The 18,778-nt window shown below is 52.0% G+C and carries 18 protein-coding genes; 10 read left to right on the top strand and 8 right to left on the bottom strand.

Features of this window, described 5'->3' with window-relative positions:
- Positions 1-126 precede the first annotated feature (126 nt).
- Positions 127-2,112 (bottom strand): copper amine oxidase N-terminal domain-containing protein, encoded by a 1,986-nt coding sequence (locus tag RJP21_RS25740; protein ID WP_310861825.1) that lies wholly within the window; start codon positions 2,110-2,112, stop codon positions 127-129.
- Between the two features lie 143 nt (positions 2,113-2,255).
- Positions 2,256-2,891, bottom strand: coding sequence for an RNA polymerase sigma factor SigZ (gene sigZ / locus RJP21_RS25745; protein ID WP_310861826.1), 636 nt, complete (start codon positions 2,889-2,891; stop codon positions 2,256-2,258).
- Between the two features lie 116 nt (positions 2,892-3,007).
- On the opposite strand from sigZ, the gene RJP21_RS25750 reads away from it, so the two are divergent.
- From RJP21_RS25750 to RJP21_RS25790, 9 genes are all read left to right on the top strand, one after another.
- Positions 3,008-4,027 carry an aldo/keto reductase gene (locus RJP21_RS25750; protein ID WP_310861827.1) on the top strand — a complete coding sequence of 340 codons (1,020 nt, stop codon included), beginning with the start codon at positions 3,008-3,010 and terminating at the stop codon, positions 4,025-4,027.
- Positions 4,028-4,285: 258 nt separating this feature from the next.
- Positions 4,286-5,350 carry an alpha/beta fold hydrolase gene (locus RJP21_RS25755; RefSeq protein ID WP_310861828.1) on the top strand — a complete coding sequence of 355 codons (1,065 nt, stop codon included), beginning with the start codon at positions 4,286-4,288 and terminating at the stop codon, positions 5,348-5,350.
- Between the two features lie 45 nt (positions 5,351-5,395).
- On the top strand, positions 5,396-5,986 hold the full coding sequence (locus tag RJP21_RS25760) for a TetR/AcrR family transcriptional regulator (RefSeq protein ID WP_310861829.1): 591 nt from the start codon (positions 5,396-5,398) through the stop codon (positions 5,984-5,986).
- A 261-nt stretch (positions 5,987-6,247) separates the two neighbouring features.
- Positions 6,248-7,159, top strand: a complete 912-nt coding sequence (locus tag RJP21_RS25765; protein ID WP_310861830.1) for a hypothetical protein — start codon at positions 6,248-6,250, stop codon at positions 7,157-7,159.
- A gap of 81 nt (positions 7,160-7,240) precedes the next feature.
- Complete coding sequence (locus RJP21_RS25770; RefSeq protein ID WP_310861831.1) at positions 7,241-7,978, top strand: ABC transporter ATP-binding protein; 738 nt, start codon at positions 7,241-7,243, stop codon at positions 7,976-7,978.
- Positions 7,971-8,720 carry an ABC transporter permease gene (locus RJP21_RS25775; RefSeq protein WP_310861832.1) on the top strand — a complete coding sequence of 250 codons (750 nt, stop codon included), beginning with the start codon at positions 7,971-7,973 and terminating at the stop codon, positions 8,718-8,720. Before RJP21_RS25770 ends, RJP21_RS25775 begins: the two co-directional genes overlap by 8 nt.
- A 12-nt stretch (positions 8,721-8,732) precedes the next feature.
- Entirely contained in the window at positions 8,733-10,190 is a 1,458-nt protein-coding gene (locus RJP21_RS25780; protein WP_310861833.1) for a sensor histidine kinase, read from the top strand.
- On the top strand, positions 10,187-10,879 hold the full coding sequence (locus tag RJP21_RS25785; protein WP_160044570.1) for a response regulator transcription factor: 693 nt from the start codon (positions 10,187-10,189) through the stop codon (positions 10,877-10,879). Before RJP21_RS25780 ends, RJP21_RS25785 begins: the two co-directional genes overlap by 4 nt.
- A gap of 183 nt (positions 10,880-11,062) precedes the next feature.
- Positions 11,063-12,427, top strand: coding sequence for an erythromycin esterase family protein (locus RJP21_RS25790; RefSeq protein ID WP_310861834.1), 1,365 nt, complete (start codon positions 11,063-11,065; stop codon positions 12,425-12,427).
- 102 nt (positions 12,428-12,529) lie between these two features.
- Here the strand turns inward: RJP21_RS25790 and RJP21_RS25795 are convergent, their stop codons facing one another.
- From RJP21_RS25795 to RJP21_RS25820, 6 genes are all read right to left on the bottom strand, one after another.
- On the bottom strand, positions 12,530-13,459 hold the full coding sequence (locus tag RJP21_RS25795; RefSeq protein ID WP_310861835.1) for a DUF4261 domain-containing protein: 930 nt from the start codon (positions 13,457-13,459) through the stop codon (positions 12,530-12,532).
- A 14-nt stretch (positions 13,460-13,473) separates the two neighbouring features.
- A complete protein-coding gene (locus RJP21_RS25800; RefSeq protein WP_310861836.1) occupies positions 13,474-14,361 on the bottom strand; it encodes a YwqG family protein in 888 nt (295 codons plus the stop codon).
- A gap of 255 nt (positions 14,362-14,616) precedes the next feature.
- A complete protein-coding gene (locus RJP21_RS25805) occupies positions 14,617-15,057 on the bottom strand; it encodes an SgcJ/EcaC family oxidoreductase (protein WP_310861837.1) in 441 nt (146 codons plus the stop codon).
- A gap of 32 nt (positions 15,058-15,089) precedes the next feature.
- The gene (locus RJP21_RS25810; protein WP_310861838.1) at positions 15,090-15,662 is read right to left on the bottom strand and encodes a PadR family transcriptional regulator; all 573 of its coding nucleotides are present in this window, start codon (positions 15,660-15,662) and stop codon (positions 15,090-15,092) included.
- 193 nt (positions 15,663-15,855) lie between these two features.
- Positions 15,856-16,707, bottom strand: coding sequence for a GRP family sugar transporter (locus RJP21_RS25815; protein WP_310861839.1), 852 nt, complete (start codon positions 16,705-16,707; stop codon positions 15,856-15,858).
- 15 nt (positions 16,708-16,722) lie between these two features.
- Entirely contained in the window at positions 16,723-17,688 is a 966-nt protein-coding gene (locus RJP21_RS25820; protein ID WP_310861840.1) for a metallophosphoesterase family protein, read from the bottom strand.
- A gap of 249 nt (positions 17,689-17,937) precedes the next feature.
- Here RJP21_RS25820 and RJP21_RS25825 point away from each other — a divergent pair, with 249 nt between their 5' ends.
- Positions 17,938-18,723: a DeoR/GlpR family DNA-binding transcription regulator gene (locus RJP21_RS25825; protein ID WP_310861841.1), complete on the top strand. Its 786-nt coding sequence runs from the start codon at positions 17,938-17,940 to the stop codon at positions 18,721-18,723.
- Positions 18,724-18,778 lie beyond the last annotated feature (55 nt).

Raw genomic sequence — 18,778 nt, forward strand, 5'->3', positions numbered from 1 at the left:
TGAAATGGTCTGAATCGATGATTGAACGACAGCGACACATGCCGTGCAAGCGAAAAACCCTCCAGACGAAAAGCCTGGAGGGTTTTTCGTGCGTAAAGCATTCAGGATTTGCAGCAAAGTTCGGGATTACATAATGATCAAAGTAACCTTGCCGTTCAGGAAGGAAACGAAATCGTAGCTCGCATAACCCCAGGTTTCAATGGTGCTGCCTTGCACCTTTTGGATATCTTTGGCGATCGGATTTCCCCAGGAAAGCAGAACCTGCTGTTTGGTCATGCCCAGCGTCACGTTTCTCGCTTTGATCTGTTTCCAAACGGAGGAGGACCAATTGTATTTTTTGTAAGGATCATAATTCAAAAAGTTGTTGGAATCGGTCAATACCTGAATGACTTCCGAAGAACTCATGGAATAGCTCTTGAGCGTTTTGCCCGCCGGCGTTTTGAAGACGATGTCGAAACTTCCGGTATCCGTTGGAAGCACGTCGGTCACGGTAACCTTCGAGAATCTCTCCCAGTCCGCAAAATCGTTCACCCAGTAGGATTTTCCGATGAATTTGGCCAAGCTGCCCTGCATCGCTTTTTTGATCAGGCCGGCAGTTTCCGATGAAACGACCGTCATCTTGGCGCTGCCGAAGCCGATGTCCGCCTGTTTCCACTTGGCGTCCCAGCTTACCTTCGCTCCCAGCGTATCGGCCAACAAGGAAGCGGGGATGTACGTTTCTCCTTTTTCGGTAAAAGGAGCGGCTTTGAGCTGCACGTCCTTGCCGGCGAATTGAGCCGATAAACTGCCGGCTTTGAACGATAGGGAAGCATCCCCGAACGCCACGTTCCATCCGTCGCCCGAAGGGGCTCCGGTTCCGCCCAGCGCCTTGGATACGGCCTTCACCGGAAGAAAGACGGTGCCGTTTACCTGTTTGGCAAATTTCAGCGGATCGCGGAGACTTGCGGATACGGTCACGCTTGCGGACACGCCGCCGGATGTAACCGTAAGTTTCGTTTGTCCCACGCCCACGGTTTTGAGCTTGCCGTCTGCTTGGAGCTTAAGCAGGTACGGTTTGTCCATGTCGAGTTTGGCTTCGCGCACCGGAACTTTAATTTTGGCGCCGTTCGAATAGGTTTCCTGGATGTAAACCTCGACTGAATCCCCGACGAAAGGCTCCTTATCAGAAAGCGTAACTGAAATTGCCGTAACAGCAGGAACGCCGATCGGCTTGATTTCTCCGTCTTTGCTGAACACCCATGTTCCGTCGCTGCGCTGCGCGTAAATCCCTTCGGAAAGCTTGTCCGCATAGGCGTCTACCGAGGTTCTAACTACGTCGCTTAATCCTTGTACCTGGTTCGTAAGCTTCCAGCGTTTGGAATATTCCCCCGTTAACCAGACGGTGCCGTCTTTCCGGGTCACGATGAGCACGTCGGTGGGATCGGCCGAAACATACGTGATATGGACCGCGTCCTGCGCTACGGTGACCGGAATGATTTTTCCGTTGTCGTCAAAATTCGAGCCTTCGTAAAGCACGACTTCGCCGCTGTTGAACAGCAGGGCGACGCGGTCGTCATGCACCGCCATGGACTTGACCGAGGAAGGATCGGCGACGGTGCCGAATTTTTTGTAAGTATCCTGCTTGTGCGGGTCTTCGAATAACAGGTCCCCGTTTTGGGACAGCGCCGCAAAATCTTTTTCCCCGTAAGCGATTTGCACGATGCCGCTTAGATTTTTCAACTTCCTTTGGCCGCTCCAGACCGTTCCGTCCGACTTCAGCCAATAGTTGCCGGATACCTGCTTGACTCCTGCCGTGCCTTCCACCGGGTGGGGAGCTAACCCCATGTCCCATTCCACCAGGCGCCTGTCTTTTGTAATCCCCAGACCGTCGTACAGATTCCCGGAAATGGTCTCGATGTTTCCCTTCGTATGAATGGTGCGGGTTCCCTCAAGCAGTGTAACGGTCGTCCACATGGATCCGTCGCTCATCAAATACGTGTTTTTTCCGACGATGTCTTTGATTTGCAGCTGGTCTTCACCTGCGGCGGAGGCCTCATGGGCGCCAAAAGCCGGGCTTAAGCCAAACGTGAATGCACCTAATGCCATGACAAGCAATGATTTTTTTAAGTTCAAGTTGATAACCCCTCTTTTGCGGTCGATTTTATTTTACAAATCCTTGTACCATTCGACATCATGGGAAATTTATCCTCCCATCGGAGAATAAAAAAACACGCCGTTTATGGCGTGCCATTTCATAACCCTGAGTCTGCGTCTGATCAAGACCGGGTGCAGCACCGTAATGCCTCTTTTTGCCCTCGTCCGGAAACGACCGGCTTCGGCAGTACGGCGCGATAGTCGATGATATTGCCGTATCGGTCGGTTTGGATTTCGCAGCAGCTGTTCATCAAATCACGGACCATCTCCCTGCCGCGTTGGACCCTGGATTTAGCGCCTGAATAGGAAAGGCCCAGACGCTCGCTAAGCTCTTTTTGAGACATTCCCTTCAATTCGGATAATTCCAGGGCTTCCCGGTATTTATCGGGCAAATAAGGAAATACGCCCTTCATGCCGGCAATGGCTTCTTCCGAATAACCGTCGGGCGCTGACAACTCCGGATCGGGCATGTGGTCAGGCAGTTCGTCGGTCGGCTTTTCCTTGCGGAAATGGTCCGCGATCGCGTTTCGCGCAATTTGAAACAGCCAGGCCCGGAGCTTGGTTTTGTCCTGAAGCTGCGGCAGATGGCGATAAGCCTTTATAAACACCGTTTGCACAATATCTTCGGCGTCCGGATGGCGATTCGTTTTTTGTTTGACGTAGCCCAAAATCGGGCCGTGATATTGTTCCCACAGCATTTCCGGCGTGATTGATTCTGCCGTGCGGGCTGGGGGTTTGGTTTCGATGCGATCGGACATATTGCTCACCCCTGTATCCATCGGAAATTTTTTTGTTCGAACCGCTTATTTTTTGCGTCTTTTTATTCGTGCCTCCGTCACCATCAATATAAAACAAAACCAGGAGGAAATAAAAGATGAAATATAATTTACTCGGCAATACCGGCGTGCTTGTGTCGGAAATCGGGCTCGGTACCATGACCTTCGGAGGCGGAGAACAGTGGGGCGTTTTCGGCTCGCTCGACGAAAAGGAGGCTTCCGTGCTCGTCGGGCAGGCGCTTGAGGCGGGCGTCAATTTTTTTGATACGTCGAATATTTATGCCGGCGGACGATCCGAAGAAATCCTCGGCAAAGCGCTCGGCAAAAAACGGCAGGACGTGATTATCGCCACAAAGGTGAGGGGACGTACGGGAAGCGGCCCGAACGATATCGGCTTATCCCGGCTCCATATCATCCGTCAGGTGGAGGAAAGTCTGAAACGACTGGGGACCGATTATATCGATCTGTATCAAATCCACAATCCGGATCAGCTGACCGATTGGGAAGATACGCTGCGGGCGTTGGACGATTTGGTCCGGAGCGGCAAAGTGCGGTACATCGGCGCTTCCAATATGACGGGTTGGGAAACGATGAAGACGCGCTGCATCTCCCGGCAGCTTGGCCTTCATGAATTCAAGAGCAGCCAATTGTATTACTCCCTGGCCGGCCGGGAAATCGAAAGGGAAACTATCCCCGTCCTGAAGGATCAGAACATGGGGCTATTGGTCTGGAGTCCGCTCGCGGGCGGATTCCTGTCGGGCAAATACTCCCGCAGCCGCCAGGGCAGCGGGGACGATCGGCATACGAAATTTTCATTTCCGCCGGTTGACCTGGACAAATCCTATGGCATCATCGACGTGCTGGAGGAAATTGCGAGAGAGCGGGAATCCACCGTTGCCCGGATCGCTTTGGCTTGGGTGCTCAATCAGCCTGCGGTGACCAGCGTCATCGTCGGCGCGAAGCGGCCGGATCAGCTTCAAGACAATCTTGCGGCTAGCGACATTGAGTTGACGAAGGACGAATTGGCCCGCCTGGACGAGGTCAGCAAGCTACCGGCGGAATATTTGACTTGGCCGTTTATGGAAGAGGATGAATCGATTATTCGGAAGCATCCTTGATGCGGGGAGTGAAGTGAAGCGTTGAATAGGGATTAACCAAAGCTTCAACGAGCTGCTGAAAGCCGACGAAGAAAACAATGGGTTGATGGAACGCGATAGACTATAAAAACCGAAGTGAAACGTGGAGGTTTTCTTCGCGGTTTCCTCGGTTTTTTCGTTGGCATGAAAATAAACCATTGACAGAAAGATGAAAATGACTCATTCTATTGATGAGTAAGTTACTCACTCATTGAAAAACGAAAGCGGGGCATGTCAAATATGAAACAAAATCATATGCTAAACCAAATGTTTTTTCGTAAAAGAAACCGGAGCAACCATGCAAAAGCGCTGCAAATCAACACGCCGAACAAAATCGTTGAAAGCCGGTACGTCCCCATCGGCGGCATCGATCAATGGATCACGATCCGCGGAGAAGACCGGAGCAACCCGATTTTGCTTTTCATCCACGGTGGCCCGGCTTCCCCGTATTCCATTTTCAGTCCGTTGCTCCGCGCATGGGAGAAGCATTTTACTGTCGTTCAATGGGATCAGCGGGGAGCGGGGAAAACCTTCGGCCTAAACGGCAAGGAAGGCAGCGGAACGATTACGTTCGATCGGCTGGCGGCGGATGGGATTGAAGTGACGGAGTACCTGCTGGGGAAGCTCGGCCATTCCAAACTCATTCTCATCGGAAGCTCTGTCGGCAGCCTGATTGGCGTCAGAATGGCACAACATCGCCCGGACCTTTTTTACGCCTATGTCGGCACGGATCAAAATGTCCCCGGGCATCCCGCCCGGATGTATGAAATATCCCTTCAAGCGGTCCGTGCAGCCGGAAATGCCAAGGGCGTGAAGCTGCTTGAAAAAATGGGTCCGGATCCCTCCAGCTGGAGCCGCCATGATTACGACAAAAGAAATCGCGTACTCGTCAAATCGATTCAAAATGTACCGAACATGATTACCGACCTCATTATGCCTTCCATGCTATCTTCCCCGGAGCATCAAATACGCGACATGATGGATATTTTTAAAGGGATGAGTTTTACGCTGGGCCATCTGTTCCATGAAATGATGCGCATGGACTTTACAAAAGAAGGGATGCGGTTCGAGCTGCCGGTCTTCATTTTTCAAGGAGATTCGGACATCATCACGCCGACGGAACTGGCAAAGACTTTTTACGACGAGCTTCAGGCTCCCCGGAAAGAATTCGCCCTCATCCGAAACGCGGGCCATCTCGCATGTTTTGCCCGGGCCGACCAGTTTCTGGAGGAGCTGATCACGAGAGTGCGGCCGATTGCGGTTCCGACAGCTTGGGCTCAGAAAGACATCTCTATACCCGTTTAATGGTATAATGGACATAATTTTTGTAATATCCGGAGGTTGAAACCATTGTCTCCATTAAACAGACAGCAGCTCGATCAAATCCGCGACGAACGCAGGGAACAAATCAAGCAAGCGGCGCTTAAAGAATTTGCCCGACGTGGATACAAAGGAACAAAAACAAGCAGCATCGCCAAAGAAGCGGGGATCAGCGAAGGGCTTATCTACCGGTATTTTCAGTCCAAAGACGAACTGTTTATCACGCTTATCCAGGAGTTGATGGAAGAAGCGAAGCGGGAGCTTGATGAAGCACAACATGTGCCCGGCACCCCTTATGAGCAAATCCGAAGCTTAACCGAAAACATGCTGAATCCGCAGGATAAATATTCGTTCATGTTCATCGAACGGGCCCGCAAGGCGGACGATATTCCGGAGGAGGCCAGACAGATCTTTGCGCAGCTTCCTCCCGGCATGATGACGGATCTGCTGGTTCCCGTTTTTATGAAGGGGCAGGAATTGGGCGAGTTTTCCCCCGGAGATCCACGGAAAATACTGTCCTGGTATTTAACCATCTTGAACAGCCTCATCGTGCAAGACGAGGTGGATGAAAAATACGGACTTCCGGATGCCGATACGTTAATGCGTTTTTTAACAAAATAACGGCCTGAAGAGGAGCTGCTTTTAACATCGTTCGAACCGGACGGTGTTTTTTGTTTTAGTTACATATCCTTTGATTCGCCGGGTTACTGAATTTCGATTTTCGTTTTTATACTTTTTTTAGATTTGATTTAGAGGCGTTTTAGACCTGGCGGATATGATGAATGACAGAAGGCTTCGGCAAATCGTGGATCATGGAGGTGAGGTAATAACATTCGCAGCCGGCCGGTAGCTTTCGAATACAACGTAAACGGAGAATAGGCGATGAGAAAAAAATGGTTACCTGTTGCAGCCGGTTTCGGTTTGGGCGCCGTCATGCTGCTTTCCAGCGGTTATTCGGCGATGGCGGGCACTTCGGGTTATGACGCATACAAAACGGCGGTAAAAAACACGAAAACGGTGCAAAGCATGACTTCTCATGTGGACATGACCGTGACCGATAACGGAACGAAAGTGCTGTCGGGCACGGCGGTCATCAAAATGAATCATAAGCTGCAAACGATGAGCATGTCCGGTTCAATGAATGACGGCAAACAGACTCACGAGATGCAGGCGTTCAGGCAGGACGGCAAGATGATTTTCAAAAGCGGGGATCAAGAGGAATATCGGGTCGTGACGCAAAATGCTGCCAAATGGCAGCATCAAGCCGGCACGGATGCAGCGCCAGGCATGCCGAAAGCGGCCGAGCAAGTGGTCGACGCCCTCATGGGGAACATCCGGAATCTCGCCACGGTTGAAAACGAATCGGACGGAAGCAAGCAGGCCGAGCTGCATCTTTCCGGAAGCCAAATTCCCGCCGTCGTCAACGCGCTCGGATCTTTGGTCGCATCCAAGGCCGGCAGCGGGGATTGGGAACATAAAAGCTGGAAACAGGATGCTGGGGCTTCACATCCGTCTTCCGAATGGCATCCCAGCCTTCCGAAGCTGACCGACCATATCCAGGTTGAACAAATCAATTTCGACGCGAAAATCAATCCGGATCAAATTCTTGAACGGCAGACGGCGGAAATCAGCATTACCGGCACGGATGACACCGGCAAAAAACATGATCTTTCCGTCCAAATTCATATCGGCCTTTCAGATTACAACCAAACGACTCCGGACCGCGTGGATTTGACGGGAAAACCGATTAAGGAAATGCAAAGCGACGGGCCAAAGCGGGGATGGCATCACTAAGGGGCAAGGCAACCGAGGGCGGCGGCAAACCGCCCGGTTGCCTTTCGCATTGAAGCGTTTCATCTAAAGGAGTGATCGAATATGGATACATTGCTGGAAGTGCAAGATGTGACCAAACGTTATTCGAACGGGCGCGGCGTCCGCAATGTCAGCTTTGACGTGATGAAGGGGGACATTTTCGGTTTTATCGGTCCGAACGGCGCAGGCAAAACGACGGTGCTCAAAATCATCCTGGGTTTGATTCGTCCGGATGAAGGAAACGTCCGCATCTTCGGGCATCCGGTGGCGGAGGCTTTCGAACAGGCGATGAACCGCGTCGGCTGCCTGATTGAAACGGCGGATGCTTATGAATATATGAGCGCGTACGATAACTTGAAGCTTTCCGCCCGGTTTTACAGGGAGCTGCCGAAAACGAGAATGGATCAGGTGCTTGAGCAGGTCGGCCTGGCCCCATACAAACATGAACGGGTAAGCGGATATTCGCTGGGCATGAAACAGCGGTTGGGGCTGGCATCGGCGCTGCTGTCGAACCCCGAGCTGGTCCTGTTGGACGAACCGGCCAATGGCCTCGATATCGAAGGGATGGCCGATGTGCGGAATACGATTTTGCGGCTGTCCGAGGAACAGGGAATTACGTTTTTGATTGCGAGCCATCTGATGCACGACCTCGGCATGATCGCAAATAAGATCGGGATTATGAATAACGGGAACCTGATCCGCACCGGGAACGTGGATGAATTGCTGCAGGGCGGAACTACGCTTGAGAAATTCGTTCTGGCCCAAATCCAAGAGGAAAAGGACGCGAAACAACATGCATAGTTTAAAGGCAAATACGATCAATGAAATCGAGAAAATATGGCACAGGCGCAAGACCAAAATCTTTTTGCTTCTTACCTTCCTTATCCCGGTCATTTCGACCCTGCTGCTTTCCTTGCTCAAAAACAAAACGAGTATCGTCTGGGGACTTGGAGGGGATTTGCCGATGCTGATGCTGAATCTGTTCACGTTTTTCCTGCTCCCGATGATGTTGTCCGTCACGGCCGTCGATTCTTTTTCCGGTGAAGCGGCTGCCCGCACGATGAAGCTTGTTCTCGTTCGGCCTATCACGCGAGCCAAAGCGTTTGCGGCCAAGGTGCTTGCCCTCATGGTTTACGCAGCGATTTATTTGGCGGCGCTTTGGATCGTTTCGAGCGTTTCGGGATGGGCGATCGCGGGAGACGGAATGACCGGCGGTTTTGCGGACAGCGTAAAAGCGTACCCGGCTGCGTTTCTGCCGATGGCGGCGATCGGTTTGCTGTCGGTGTTTATCGCGCAATGTTTCCGGAACGGCAGCGGCGCGTTGACCACGATCGTTTTCGTCTATGCGGCCGCCAAGCTGCTGCCTTTCATTTGGCCGCAGGTTTCGGCCTGGTCCGTCTTTTCCTATTCGGATTGGCATGTGCTGTGGACCGGAAGCGGGGCTTCCGCGGGCAAACTGTTCAGCTCATTTTTCTTTCTTCTGGCTTATATTATAATGGCTTATACGGCGGGATTGCTGCTGTTCGAACGAAAACAATGGTAAGGAGAATGCCCGGTGTCCATCAAGACCAGACTGTTGCTTTCCTATATCGCCATGACGGTTATTCCGGTCATCCTGTTCTTTTTGGTTGCCTTGGGGCTTTATTTTGCAATCATTAAAAATGCGGACGGGATGGGGACGGAAACCTTTTGGAAAACATCCAACGAACGCGCCGAGCTGGTTGCGGGCATTAAATTCATGACTCGAACGGAGCCTGACCGGTTTGCGGACTTGAAGTTTTTGAAGTCGACGGACGAACAATTAAAAAGGCTGCAAGTCGGACTTGTCGTGACGAAAAATCAACAAATGACGTACGCATCCTCTTTTGTGGACGGGAAGGATTTATACCGCAAGCTTCAGGAAACACAGGCGGACCGATCGGGACATCATTGGGGAGGCGGCAAATGGAATAACCGCTTTTCGGTGCAGAAATTCGATATCGGGTTTACCGATCACAGCAGCGGGGAAGCCTATTTGCTTACGGATATGAGCCCGCTTTTGGCCGGGGCTAGAACATTTTTTCCGCTCCTTTTTCTTTCGCTGCTTGTCGTCATCGGGTTAACGAACGGCATTTTAACCTTTCTTATGTCCCGGAACCTGATCAGACCTTTGTATGCCTTAAAACATGCCGCGGTACAAATCAAAGAAGGCGATCTCAGCCATGAGGTGAACCTGCAGCGGAAAGACGAAATCGGGGAGCTGGGGGCGGCTTTTGAAGAAATGCGTTTCCGGTTAAACGAGTCGATCCATCTGCAGCTGCAATACGAAGAAAACCGCAAAGAGCTGATCTCCAGCATTTCCCACGACCTGAAAACGCCGATCACCGGCATCAAAGCATGCGTGGAAGGGATTCAGGACGGCATTGCGGAAGGAGAGAAGCGGGAAAAATATATCGAAATGATCGCGAAAAAAACGGATGATATGGATCGGCTCATCGACGAGCTGCTTTTGTTTTCGAAATTGGATTTGAAACGGCTGCCGTTCCATTTGGAACAAGTCGATCTTGCCGCGTATATGCGCGACTGTGCCGAAGAGCTCCGGCTGGATCCGCGCCTGGAAGGCGTTGCGGTCGGATTTTCTTCGAATGGCGACGGGCCCGTCCAGGTGGTTGCCGACCGCGAGAAGCTGCGCAGGGTTATCATGAACATTATCGACAACAGCTTGAAGTATTTGGACAAAGCGGACAAAAAAATGAGGCTGGAACTGTTCGACGGCGCAAGCGAGGCGACGGTCAAGATCACGGATAACGGCGCGGGCATTGAAAAGGAATCGCTGCCGTATGTTTTCGACCGTTTTTACCGCGCGGAACCTTCAAGGAACACGGACACCGGAGGCAGCGGCATCGGACTTGCGATCGTCAAGCAAATGGTCGAGGGCCAAGGCGGGAAGGTATGGGCGGAAAGCCAAGCCGGAGAAGGAACAAGCATCTATTTTACGTTGCCAAAGACAAGTCATGGTGGTGAGCGCTCATGAAGCGGATTTTGATCATTGAAGACGAAGACATCATTGCCGAAGTGCAGAAGGACTACCTGGAAGCAGGCGGCTTTGGGGTGGAAATTGCGGCAAGCGGGGATACCGGCCTGAAAAAAGCCCTCGAAGAGGAATATGATTTGATCATCCTCGATTTGATGCTGCCGAAAACGGACGGATTCGAAATATGCAAGCGCGTCCGCCAGGCGAAAAACATTCCGATTTTGATGGTGACCGCCAAAAAAGAAGACATCGATAAAATACGCGGTTTGGGGCTGGGGGCGGACGATTATATCACGAAACCTTTTAGCGTAGGGGAGCTGGTCGCCAGAGTGAAAGCGCATTTGTCGCGTTACGAGCGTTTAACGTCGGATTACAGGGCGAGATACCAGGATGAAATCCGCGTCAGGGGCATTCGGATCGATAAAATGTCGCGAAAGGTATTCGTCAACGAATCGGAAGTCCCCTTAACGTCCAAAGAATACGACCTGCTGCTGTTTCTTGCCCTTCACCCGAACCGGGTGTTCAGCAAAGACGAACTGTTCGAGAAAATTTGGGGTCTGGACGCTTTGAGCGATAATGCCACGGTGACTGTTTATATAAGCAAATTAAGGGAAAAAATCGAAACCGACCCGTCCAAGCCGCAGTACATCGAGACGATTTGGGGAGTCGGATACCGGTTTAATTTATGATGGGGAAGCGCGAATATATTAGGGGTTAGGCGACCTGGACACTACCGTTGAAGGGTCGTTTTTTTGTGCTTATCGCTTTTTATACTTTCCGAAATGATATCTTGCCAGCTTTATAAATTCTTTAGAAGTTCCCGTTACGATGATGGTGAAATTCGAATTGATTTCTAAGGAGGAAAAGAATCGATGAGAGCATGGAAACAATTGACGGGCGTGATCGCGGCGGGGCTGGCCATGGCTGTGGCGCTTTCGCCGGTCGGTTCGCCAGCGGCTGCGGCTGCGGGGAACAATGCGGGGCTAAAGGCAAATATCCGGGAGATCAAATCCCTGACTTCGGAGGACTATAAAGATTTGGCTTTTCTAAAGCCCCTGTTAAAAGATAAAACCGTGGTCAGCCTTGGCGAGAACTTTCACCGGGTCGCGGAATACAGCAGCATGAAAACGAGGCTGATCAAATATTTGCACGAGGAGCTCGGATTTGACGTCATCGCCTTTGAGTCGGGGCTTGGCGATTCTTTTATGACCTATGAAAATGCCGGGACTCTGACGTCCAAAGAAATGATGGAACGCTCGATTTTTCCGGTTTGGCATTCCAAAGAAACGCTTGCTTTATTCGATTACATCAAAGAACAGCGCAGCACGGGAAAACCGCTGTACCTTGCCGGTTACGACATGCAGTTTACGTCCGCCTATTTGACCCAATGGATCGCTGAATGGATTGCCAAGGTAGACAAGGAACGGGGGCAGGATTATTTCCAGTTCGAGCTGCAGGCCATGACCGATTTGTATAAGGTCCTCAATGAATACGGCATGGACAACAATCAAAACCCGGCAGCCATACAGGAAATCAAGAAGGTGAAGGATCAATACGAGCCTAAATACAGGGCTTTGATCCAGTTTATAAAAGAGAATCAAAAACAGCTTGCCGCGGCGTATCCGCAAAATCCGCATATCGTCGACGTTGCCGTCAAAACGCTGGAAGACCGGATCAAGTTTATCGAAATGGGCATGTACGATACCAAGGAGAGTTATGAGTTCCGGGACCGGATCATGGCCGACAACGTCGAGTGGTTAACGAAAGTCATGTATCCGGGGAAAAAAGTGATTTTGTGGGCGCATAACGACCACCTTGCCAAAAAAACGTCGAAAATGAGCGTCAAAGAGCAGGGGAAATGGGTCAACAGTTTTACCAGCATGGGGGAGCTGCTTCATAAAAAGCTGAAGGACAAGGAATACGTCATCGGCTTATACATGAACAGCGGCAGGGCAAGCACGATTACGACCCAGAAGATTTTCCCGATCAAACCGATGCCAAAAGGAAGCTTGGAGCAGCTGATGATGGGAAGCGGGTATAAGATTGCCTTTGCCGATTTGTCCAAGCACAAGACGCCGAACCAAAACAATTCCTGGATGTTCAAGCCGATTTACGCCGCGGAGGACGGCATGACGTCCGAGATCATCGAACCGATGGCGATGAAGTTTGTTCCCAAAGAGCAGTACGACGGCATCATCGTTTTCGATAAAGTCAAGGAGCCGACGACGAAATATTAATAGGCCGGGCAAGGACGCTTCACTAGGAAAAAACGCAAACAAACCAGTCCCGACGCCAATGGATGGGGGGACTGGTTTTCGTGTTTCGATGGCTTGGCGCTTTTATTCGGTCGGCGCTGTGCCTTGCCTGCCCGCGTAATACGGCTCGCCCGGATCCAGGTCGATCACGACCCTGCGCGGGGCGGCCAGCGCGTATTGATGCTCGCAGCGCCAGCGCATGTCTTCGGTGAAACCGATCGTTTCCCCGTCGCTGATGATGTCTCCCTGGTCAAACAGGTAGTATCCGATATCGGTTAAAATTCCGGCCACTTCATCGGGGTTTAGATCGTAAAAATGGCACTGTACGTCCGGGATGCCGAGGCCGGCCAGCCCAACCGTATCCATCAGGCTTTCCCTACGCTCGCTGCCCGTGCCTTCCACGTTGTAAAAGCGGACGTTCATGGCGCCATATAACCGGGCACCCTCTTCGATGGCGGCCAGATACGCTTCGGGTTCCACCAGCTTATCGCTTGCCCGGAAGTAGATCGCATCGCACGGAGCCGTTTCGAGCACCGCCCGCAGCGCACCGGTAAACAGCTCCAGCCGGGTTTTCGGCTCCAGCCCGGATGCCATCATATCGACGAGCAGCAGCGAATGCGCGCATTCCGCCAGCATCTGTTCCGCTTCATGCCAATGCCAAGCCTGCTGAATTGCGGTGCCGTAATCGGCAGCCGGGCGGTTTTCGATGTCCACCAAGCTTGTTTGTGCCGGCATTTCTCCTTCCGCATATTGCACCATGTAGTTCAAATGGAAAAAGTGAAGCAGATCCTTGTCCGCTTCTTCATTAGCTTCCCATACGGCCAGGCCCGCCGTCTTCTTTTGCCGTTCCGGCTGGTCCAATTTTCCGGTATACCGCTCCATGTTGGCATAAAGCAGATCCCGATCCAGCTTGGGCTGCTCCCTGTATTTCAGTTCGACCGAATACACCCGCGCAAACCCGAAGTCTTGTTCTTCTTGAAGCAGTTCTTTCGTGTCCAGTGTCTTCCCCTCCATTCATGTGCTAAGCGTCAACTCGAATATAACGAACAATAGGTGCGGTCAAAGCGGCCCGCCAGCAAATCCTCTTTGCGAATGAAAAATTGAAGCGCGCCGGCGTCCCACCAGCAAAAGCCGATGTCGTTGTCCGAGTCGATTTCGAGAAGCAGCAGCGTATCCCGGATTTCCTGCAACGCTTTTTCTTTGTTCCCGCCAAAATGCGCAGCGATCCGCTCAAGGGCATGACCGGTATGGTAATCGTATTTTTCGCCCGTCAGAATCGTTAAAGCCGCTTCGTATTCGGCGTCGTCATGCTGCCCGTCCGGGTAGCCGAATAGCAGAGCCACGTCCCCGTTCCGGCTGTCCGTGATGGACCAGATGAGTTCTTCGTAATCCGTGTAATCCGCCGCGTCGTTTTCGACTTGGTCGGTATCGACATAAGCATAATTGGGAGGTTCAAGCGTGGCTCTCGGCTCAAGCCGGTATGCGCGAAAAGCGCCTTCGAGCGCGGTCGTCTCGGGAGAAGGGCGGCGCGAAGCGGAGGCAAGCTCCTCCTCCGGTACATGGATGACGCGGTGTTCGATGTTGTAAGCCGGCTCGTCCACTCCGACGAAAAAATAAAGCATGCCGCTGGCCGGAAGCAGCGAAGACTCATTCGCGCCCGTAAATTCCTGCAAATTCAGCTGAGTTAAAAAAGTCATCGGCACGCCTTTCGACGTGACGGGCCATTCGATACGGGAAGGCAGGTCGGGGTCGCCGCCGATGCGGGAGGTGCCCAGCTTATCGCCGTCCGCCTCACCGGCTTTGGCGCACCGGATGCCTTGGCGCGTATGCGCCAATAAATAAGGCAAAGCATGTTCGAATTCATTTTCCCGGATCAATCTTTCAAGTTTAAGCCGGTTTCGCTCATTCAAATTCATCATATCCCCCCTTAATAAAGAAACGTTTCAAAAACACGCTTCCCGTATTTTGAATGCGTTGTTAGATGATACGAGGCCATGGGCAATATGATCATCATACTATGTATCTTCAGGGCGCTTCCATAGTCCCATATACCCATTACATGGCATCAAGGTAAGATTGAAGGTTGCTCTACTTTTGCCGCTAATGGCGAGCGAATGGAAGAAGTCGAACGAAAAAAGGGGACCGAGGCCCCCTTTTTCGTTTTTTCATGCTTATTTGCTGCTTCGGTTCATCAGCCATCTGACAATGAAATTGAAATTTTTGATGCGGCAGTTATGGAACGCGGTAATTTTCCACTCCCCGTCCTGTAGAATCACCACGTTTGTGTTGATCGACTCCCTGTTTTTGGAATAGTTTTTTTGCTGGCGTTTTTTGGTGTTGCCGATGCAGTGGACGATGGCTGTCTGGTCGTTCAAAAACCGGATGGCACTGATATTGCCTTGCATTTGCGTCCCCTTCAGCACGCCGTCAAACAATTGCCGGTGGGAGCTTTCGACTTCCTCGCGTCCTTTGAGATGCTGCCCGAAAAAGGTGACGTAGTCGGCGTTTTCGGTGAAACAACCGGCAAATGCCTTCGCGTCCCCGGCGCTCCAGGCGGCGAACAGCCGGTCGAATAAGGCGCTGATTTGCGTTTCCGCTTGTTTTTGGGTCATCACATATCCCTCTCTTTTCTCAAAAGTTAAGATTAATTTGATTTGAAATCGGCACTGATTTTCTCTTTTAACCGGAATACCCACTGCCGTTCAAGCTCCAACTGATCGATCTGCAGATCCATCAGCTCGCGGATGGTCCGGTAGAAATGGGTGTCGTGCATCGGCTCGATTTGGTCGGGGTTTTCGTCAAACTCGGATTGCTGCTGCCGGATATGGTCGATCGCCTTTTCGCAATATTTCATGTAATGGCTGACCAGATACAGTTGATCTTCAAAGCTTAAAAAATCCAAATAAATCGCTTTGATATGGAAAATCTTCGGGTAATTGCCGGCGTTTTTTTCCGTATCCATCATGAGCTCGAAAAACCGTGTTTTTCCGCGTTCCGTAATTTCGTATGTTCGCGAAGAACGCTCCGTGGGAAAAGGGATAGCCTCAGCCGCCGCGTCTTGAATAAGCCCGTCTTTGTACAGTTTGTTCAGCAGCGTGGACAGCGTGCCGCGGCTGATTTTCTCCCATGGGCCCAGCGTGTCGTTTGCGATTTTGGAAATAAGGTATGCATGCAGCGGAAATTTCATTAGCAGGGAGAGCACAAGCAGTTCGTACAAGGTTCCATCACCCTTTGGTATTAGTTTTAATAAAACTATACTCACAAAACTATTTGCTGTCAATGGGCTAAACAAAAATATGATTTCTATGATCATGAAAAAACCGCCTCCCAAGCGAACCGCGCCCCAATCGTTAGACGGAATCTAACATGGGAAGCGCAGTTCACCGTGAAGGCGGTTTTTTAGAATTCGGTTATCCCAGCATGCCTACCAGCAAAATGCCGCAAAAGACGACGATCGACGTGGCGATCCGCTTTAAGCCCTGCTGCTCCTTCAAAATGAGGATGCCGAGGAAGGTCGCGAAGACCGTTCCGATCTCCCGCAGCGGGCTGATATGCGCCATCGGCGCCTGCTGCATCGCAAACAGGAAAAGCAGGTACGAGCCGGGGTTCAGAATAGCGCCGAGCAAAATCGTGGAACGGTTCTTGCGCCATTCCTGCCGGAGCTGGCGGGAGGCCAGAACAAGCGGCGTCAGCCCGAGCACGAAACCGATATTGGTCGCTTCGGATAAAGCCAGGGGCGACAGGTTCTCCAGGTTCAACTTATCCACGAACACGTAGCTGGTCGTGCATAATCCGACGCAAAGCGCCAGCGCAAAAGGTTTTAAGCCATGCGGCTGGGCTTCGGTGCGTTTGCCGCCGAGTCCGCTGAGCAGGAAAAAGCCGCCGAGCATGCAGACGATCCCGATCCAACCGTACAAGGAAAGCGATTCTTTGAGGAAAAGGACGCCGATGATCGGGATCAGCAGCGTACTCGTGCCCCGCATGATCGGATAGATTTGCGACAGATCGCCAAGCTCATAGGTTTTGGACAGGAGCCAGGAATAGAGGGCTTGCAGCGCAACGGACAACAGGAGCAGGCCGTAACCGCCCCAAGTCAGCGGATTGCGCCACAGCTCGGCGACCAAAACCGGGAGCAAAACCACGGAAGGGATCATCATGATCGACCATAAAAACACGCCTTTGTTCAGGCTCCGTTTCGTAAACATGCTCCACACCGCATGGGCCACCCCGGAAGCGAGTACGAGCAAAATCGAGAATAACATGGATGATAAGACCCCTTATGCTTTAATTTTGTCCTGGTCCGGATGATGAACCGGCTGCTCGGAGACGACCGAACCGTCGTCAAGGCGAAGCCAGGTGGCAAAGTCGGACTCTCCCGCCGTCAGGCGGATGACGCGGGCGCCGCGTCGGAAACCTTCCCTGCCGTACGTGTTGTAACCGCTCGCCCGTCCGTAACAAAGGCGGATGCCGTGCAGCGTGCCGTAATAATCATTGACATGGTCATGGCCGCAAAACGTTCCGATGACATCGCCCATTTCAAGCAAGGCCGTGAACAATCCCGAGTTGACGGGAGCGCAGCAGACCGGTTCGTACTTATGTCCGTAACAGGTCTGGGTGTCCCATACTTCCTGATATTCGGGGACCGGGATATGGAAAAAGGCGAGCGCGGGCAGCTTGCCGGCGTTTTCGGCCGGATTCAGCCGCTTGGATTCCTGTACCAGCCAGTTGATCTGGTCGCGCCGCACCCAGTTGTAATAGGGGACGTGGGGCAGGGGAGAGACGGCGCCGGAATCGAGGAAATAGAGGTTAGCCGCCGGGTTTCCGTGCGCATCCAGCAGTTCGATCGTATAGTTGCCCTCGCCGGAAATTTCCTTCGGACCGGCTTCCGCGACGGAATGCTCGTGCTGCATGGCAAGCTGAATCAGCTCCTCCCGCGTAATGCGCTGTTCGGTGTCATGATTGCCGAAAACGACGGCCCAAGGAATGCCCCGCTCTTCCACGGCGCTGACCGCTTCCCGAAAAGCCTGCTCCGGGTTCCCGCATTCGGCGTAGCCCTCGGATACGGGGCCGGTATAAATGACATCGCCGGTGAAAACGACGAGATCCGGTTTCTCGGCATCCAGTGTAAGTTCCATCAAAGCGCGGGTGCGATGATCTTCGGGCTCCCCGTTTTTCCAGTGAAGATCCGTAAATTGTACGATCGTGAAGGTTCCGTCCTGCCGGAAGGATAATTGGCGGCTCATGAATTGTTTCCTCCTTGTAAAAAATAAACATTGAAATGTTGTTGTTTTATGTTTAAATGTGTTGTTTTCGTGTTGATTGTATGCCCTGCGTAAAATGTTGTCAATTCTTTTTTTTATTTTGATCACATACTTGAGACCATGGCCTTTTCATCGTTTGACAACGTTTGTCCGGAACGAATAAACTGAATAAAAACAACAAAAAAACACATAAAAGCAATTGGAATTGCACAGGCAAGGAGGAATGCAGATATGTCCCTAACCTATGAGGAGCGGCGCGAAACCATTCTTGCCGAGCTTGGCACGAAAGGAAAGGTTCAGGTGCATGCGCTGGCCGGCATGTTCAACGTTTCTACGGAAACGATCCGGCGTGATCTTGACCGGCTGGAAAAGGAAGGCAGGCTGCGGAAGGTTTACGGCGGCGCGGTTCAAACCCGTTCCGAGCGGATCGAGCCGACTTTTATGAAGAGATCCCAGATGCACAGCAGCGAAAAACGCGCGATCGGAAAGCTTGCGGCTTCCTTGGTGAGAGAAGGAGAAACCGTTCTGCTCGATAACGGCACGACCACGATCGAAATTATGCGGGAGCTGAAGGACCGGGGCGACGTTACCGTCATTACCAGCTCCGTGCCGATTTTGGCGTGCGCGCTGGACGGATTCCAGGGGAAGGTCATTTTTGCCGGCGGCGAGGTCCATATGGGCATTCAGGCGGCGACCGGGGCGATCGCCCATCAGCTGCTCGATCAATTTAAAGTGAACAAAGCTTTCATTTCGGCCGGCGGCATTTCGCTGGCGGACGGCATCACCGAATACAATCTGGAAGAAGCGCTGCTGTCGCGCAAAATGATGCAGCGCACCGAAGAAGCCATTTTGGTGGCCGATCATTCCAAATTCGGGGTCACGACGTTCGCGCAAATCGCGCCGATCGAGCACATATCGATGATCGTCACGGATCCCGGCTGCTCCCAGGAATGGATCGATGCGCTCAACAAGCTGGACGTCGAAGTGTTGATCAGCGGCCAGAACGGATCGTCCTAAAAGGAAATGATTTGAAATCCATCCGGTCTTGTGTTAGGATAAGGGCAATTGATAT

Source organism: Paenibacillus sp. VCA1, from assembly GCF_031583795.1.
Taxonomy (GTDB): domain Bacteria; phylum Bacillota; class Bacilli; order Paenibacillales; family Paenibacillaceae; genus Paenibacillus_AQ; species Paenibacillus_AQ albilobatus.

What these genes read in the sequence shown, in the direction of transcription:
- RJP21_RS25805 (WP_310861837.1), bottom strand. Translation starts at nt 15,057, where the DNA reads ATGACCCAAAAACAAGCGGAAACGCAAATCAGCGCCTTATTCGACCGG.
- RJP21_RS25825 (WP_310861841.1), top strand. Translation starts at nt 17,938, where the DNA reads ATGTCCCTAACCTATGAGGAGCGGCGCGAAACCATTCTTGCCGAGCTT.
- RJP21_RS25795 (WP_310861835.1), bottom strand. Translation starts at nt 13,459, where the DNA reads ATGGAGGGGAAGACACTGGACACGAAAGAACTGCTTCAAGAAGAACAA.
- RJP21_RS25785 (WP_160044570.1), top strand. Translation starts at nt 10,187, where the DNA reads ATGAAGCGGATTTTGATCATTGAAGACGAAGACATCATTGCCGAAGTG.
- RJP21_RS25770 (WP_310861831.1), top strand. Translation starts at nt 7,241, where the DNA reads ATGGATACATTGCTGGAAGTGCAAGATGTGACCAAACGTTATTCGAAC.
- RJP21_RS25765 (WP_310861830.1), top strand. Translation starts at nt 6,248, where the DNA reads ATGAGAAAAAAATGGTTACCTGTTGCAGCCGGTTTCGGTTTGGGCGCC.
- RJP21_RS25790 (WP_310861834.1), top strand. Translation starts at nt 11,063, where the DNA reads ATGAGAGCATGGAAACAATTGACGGGCGTGATCGCGGCGGGGCTGGCC.
- RJP21_RS25800 (WP_310861836.1), bottom strand. Translation starts at nt 14,361, where the DNA reads ATGAATTTGAATGAGCGAAACCGGCTTAAACTTGAAAGATTGATCCGG.
- RJP21_RS25775 (WP_310861832.1), top strand. Translation starts at nt 7,971, where the DNA reads ATGCATAGTTTAAAGGCAAATACGATCAATGAAATCGAGAAAATATGG.
- RJP21_RS25750 (WP_310861827.1), top strand. Translation starts at nt 3,008, where the DNA reads ATGAAATATAATTTACTCGGCAATACCGGCGTGCTTGTGTCGGAAATC.
- sigZ (WP_310861826.1), bottom strand. Translation starts at nt 2,891, where the DNA reads ATGTCCGATCGCATCGAAACCAAACCCCCAGCCCGCACGGCAGAATCA.
- RJP21_RS25755 (WP_310861828.1), top strand. Translation starts at nt 4,286, where the DNA reads ATGAAACAAAATCATATGCTAAACCAAATGTTTTTTCGTAAAAGAAAC.
- RJP21_RS25815 (WP_310861839.1), bottom strand. Translation starts at nt 16,707, where the DNA reads ATGTTATTCTCGATTTTGCTCGTACTCGCTTCCGGGGTGGCCCATGCG.
- RJP21_RS25820 (WP_310861840.1), bottom strand. Translation starts at nt 17,688, where the DNA reads ATGAGCCGCCAATTATCCTTCCGGCAGGACGGAACCTTCACGATCGTA.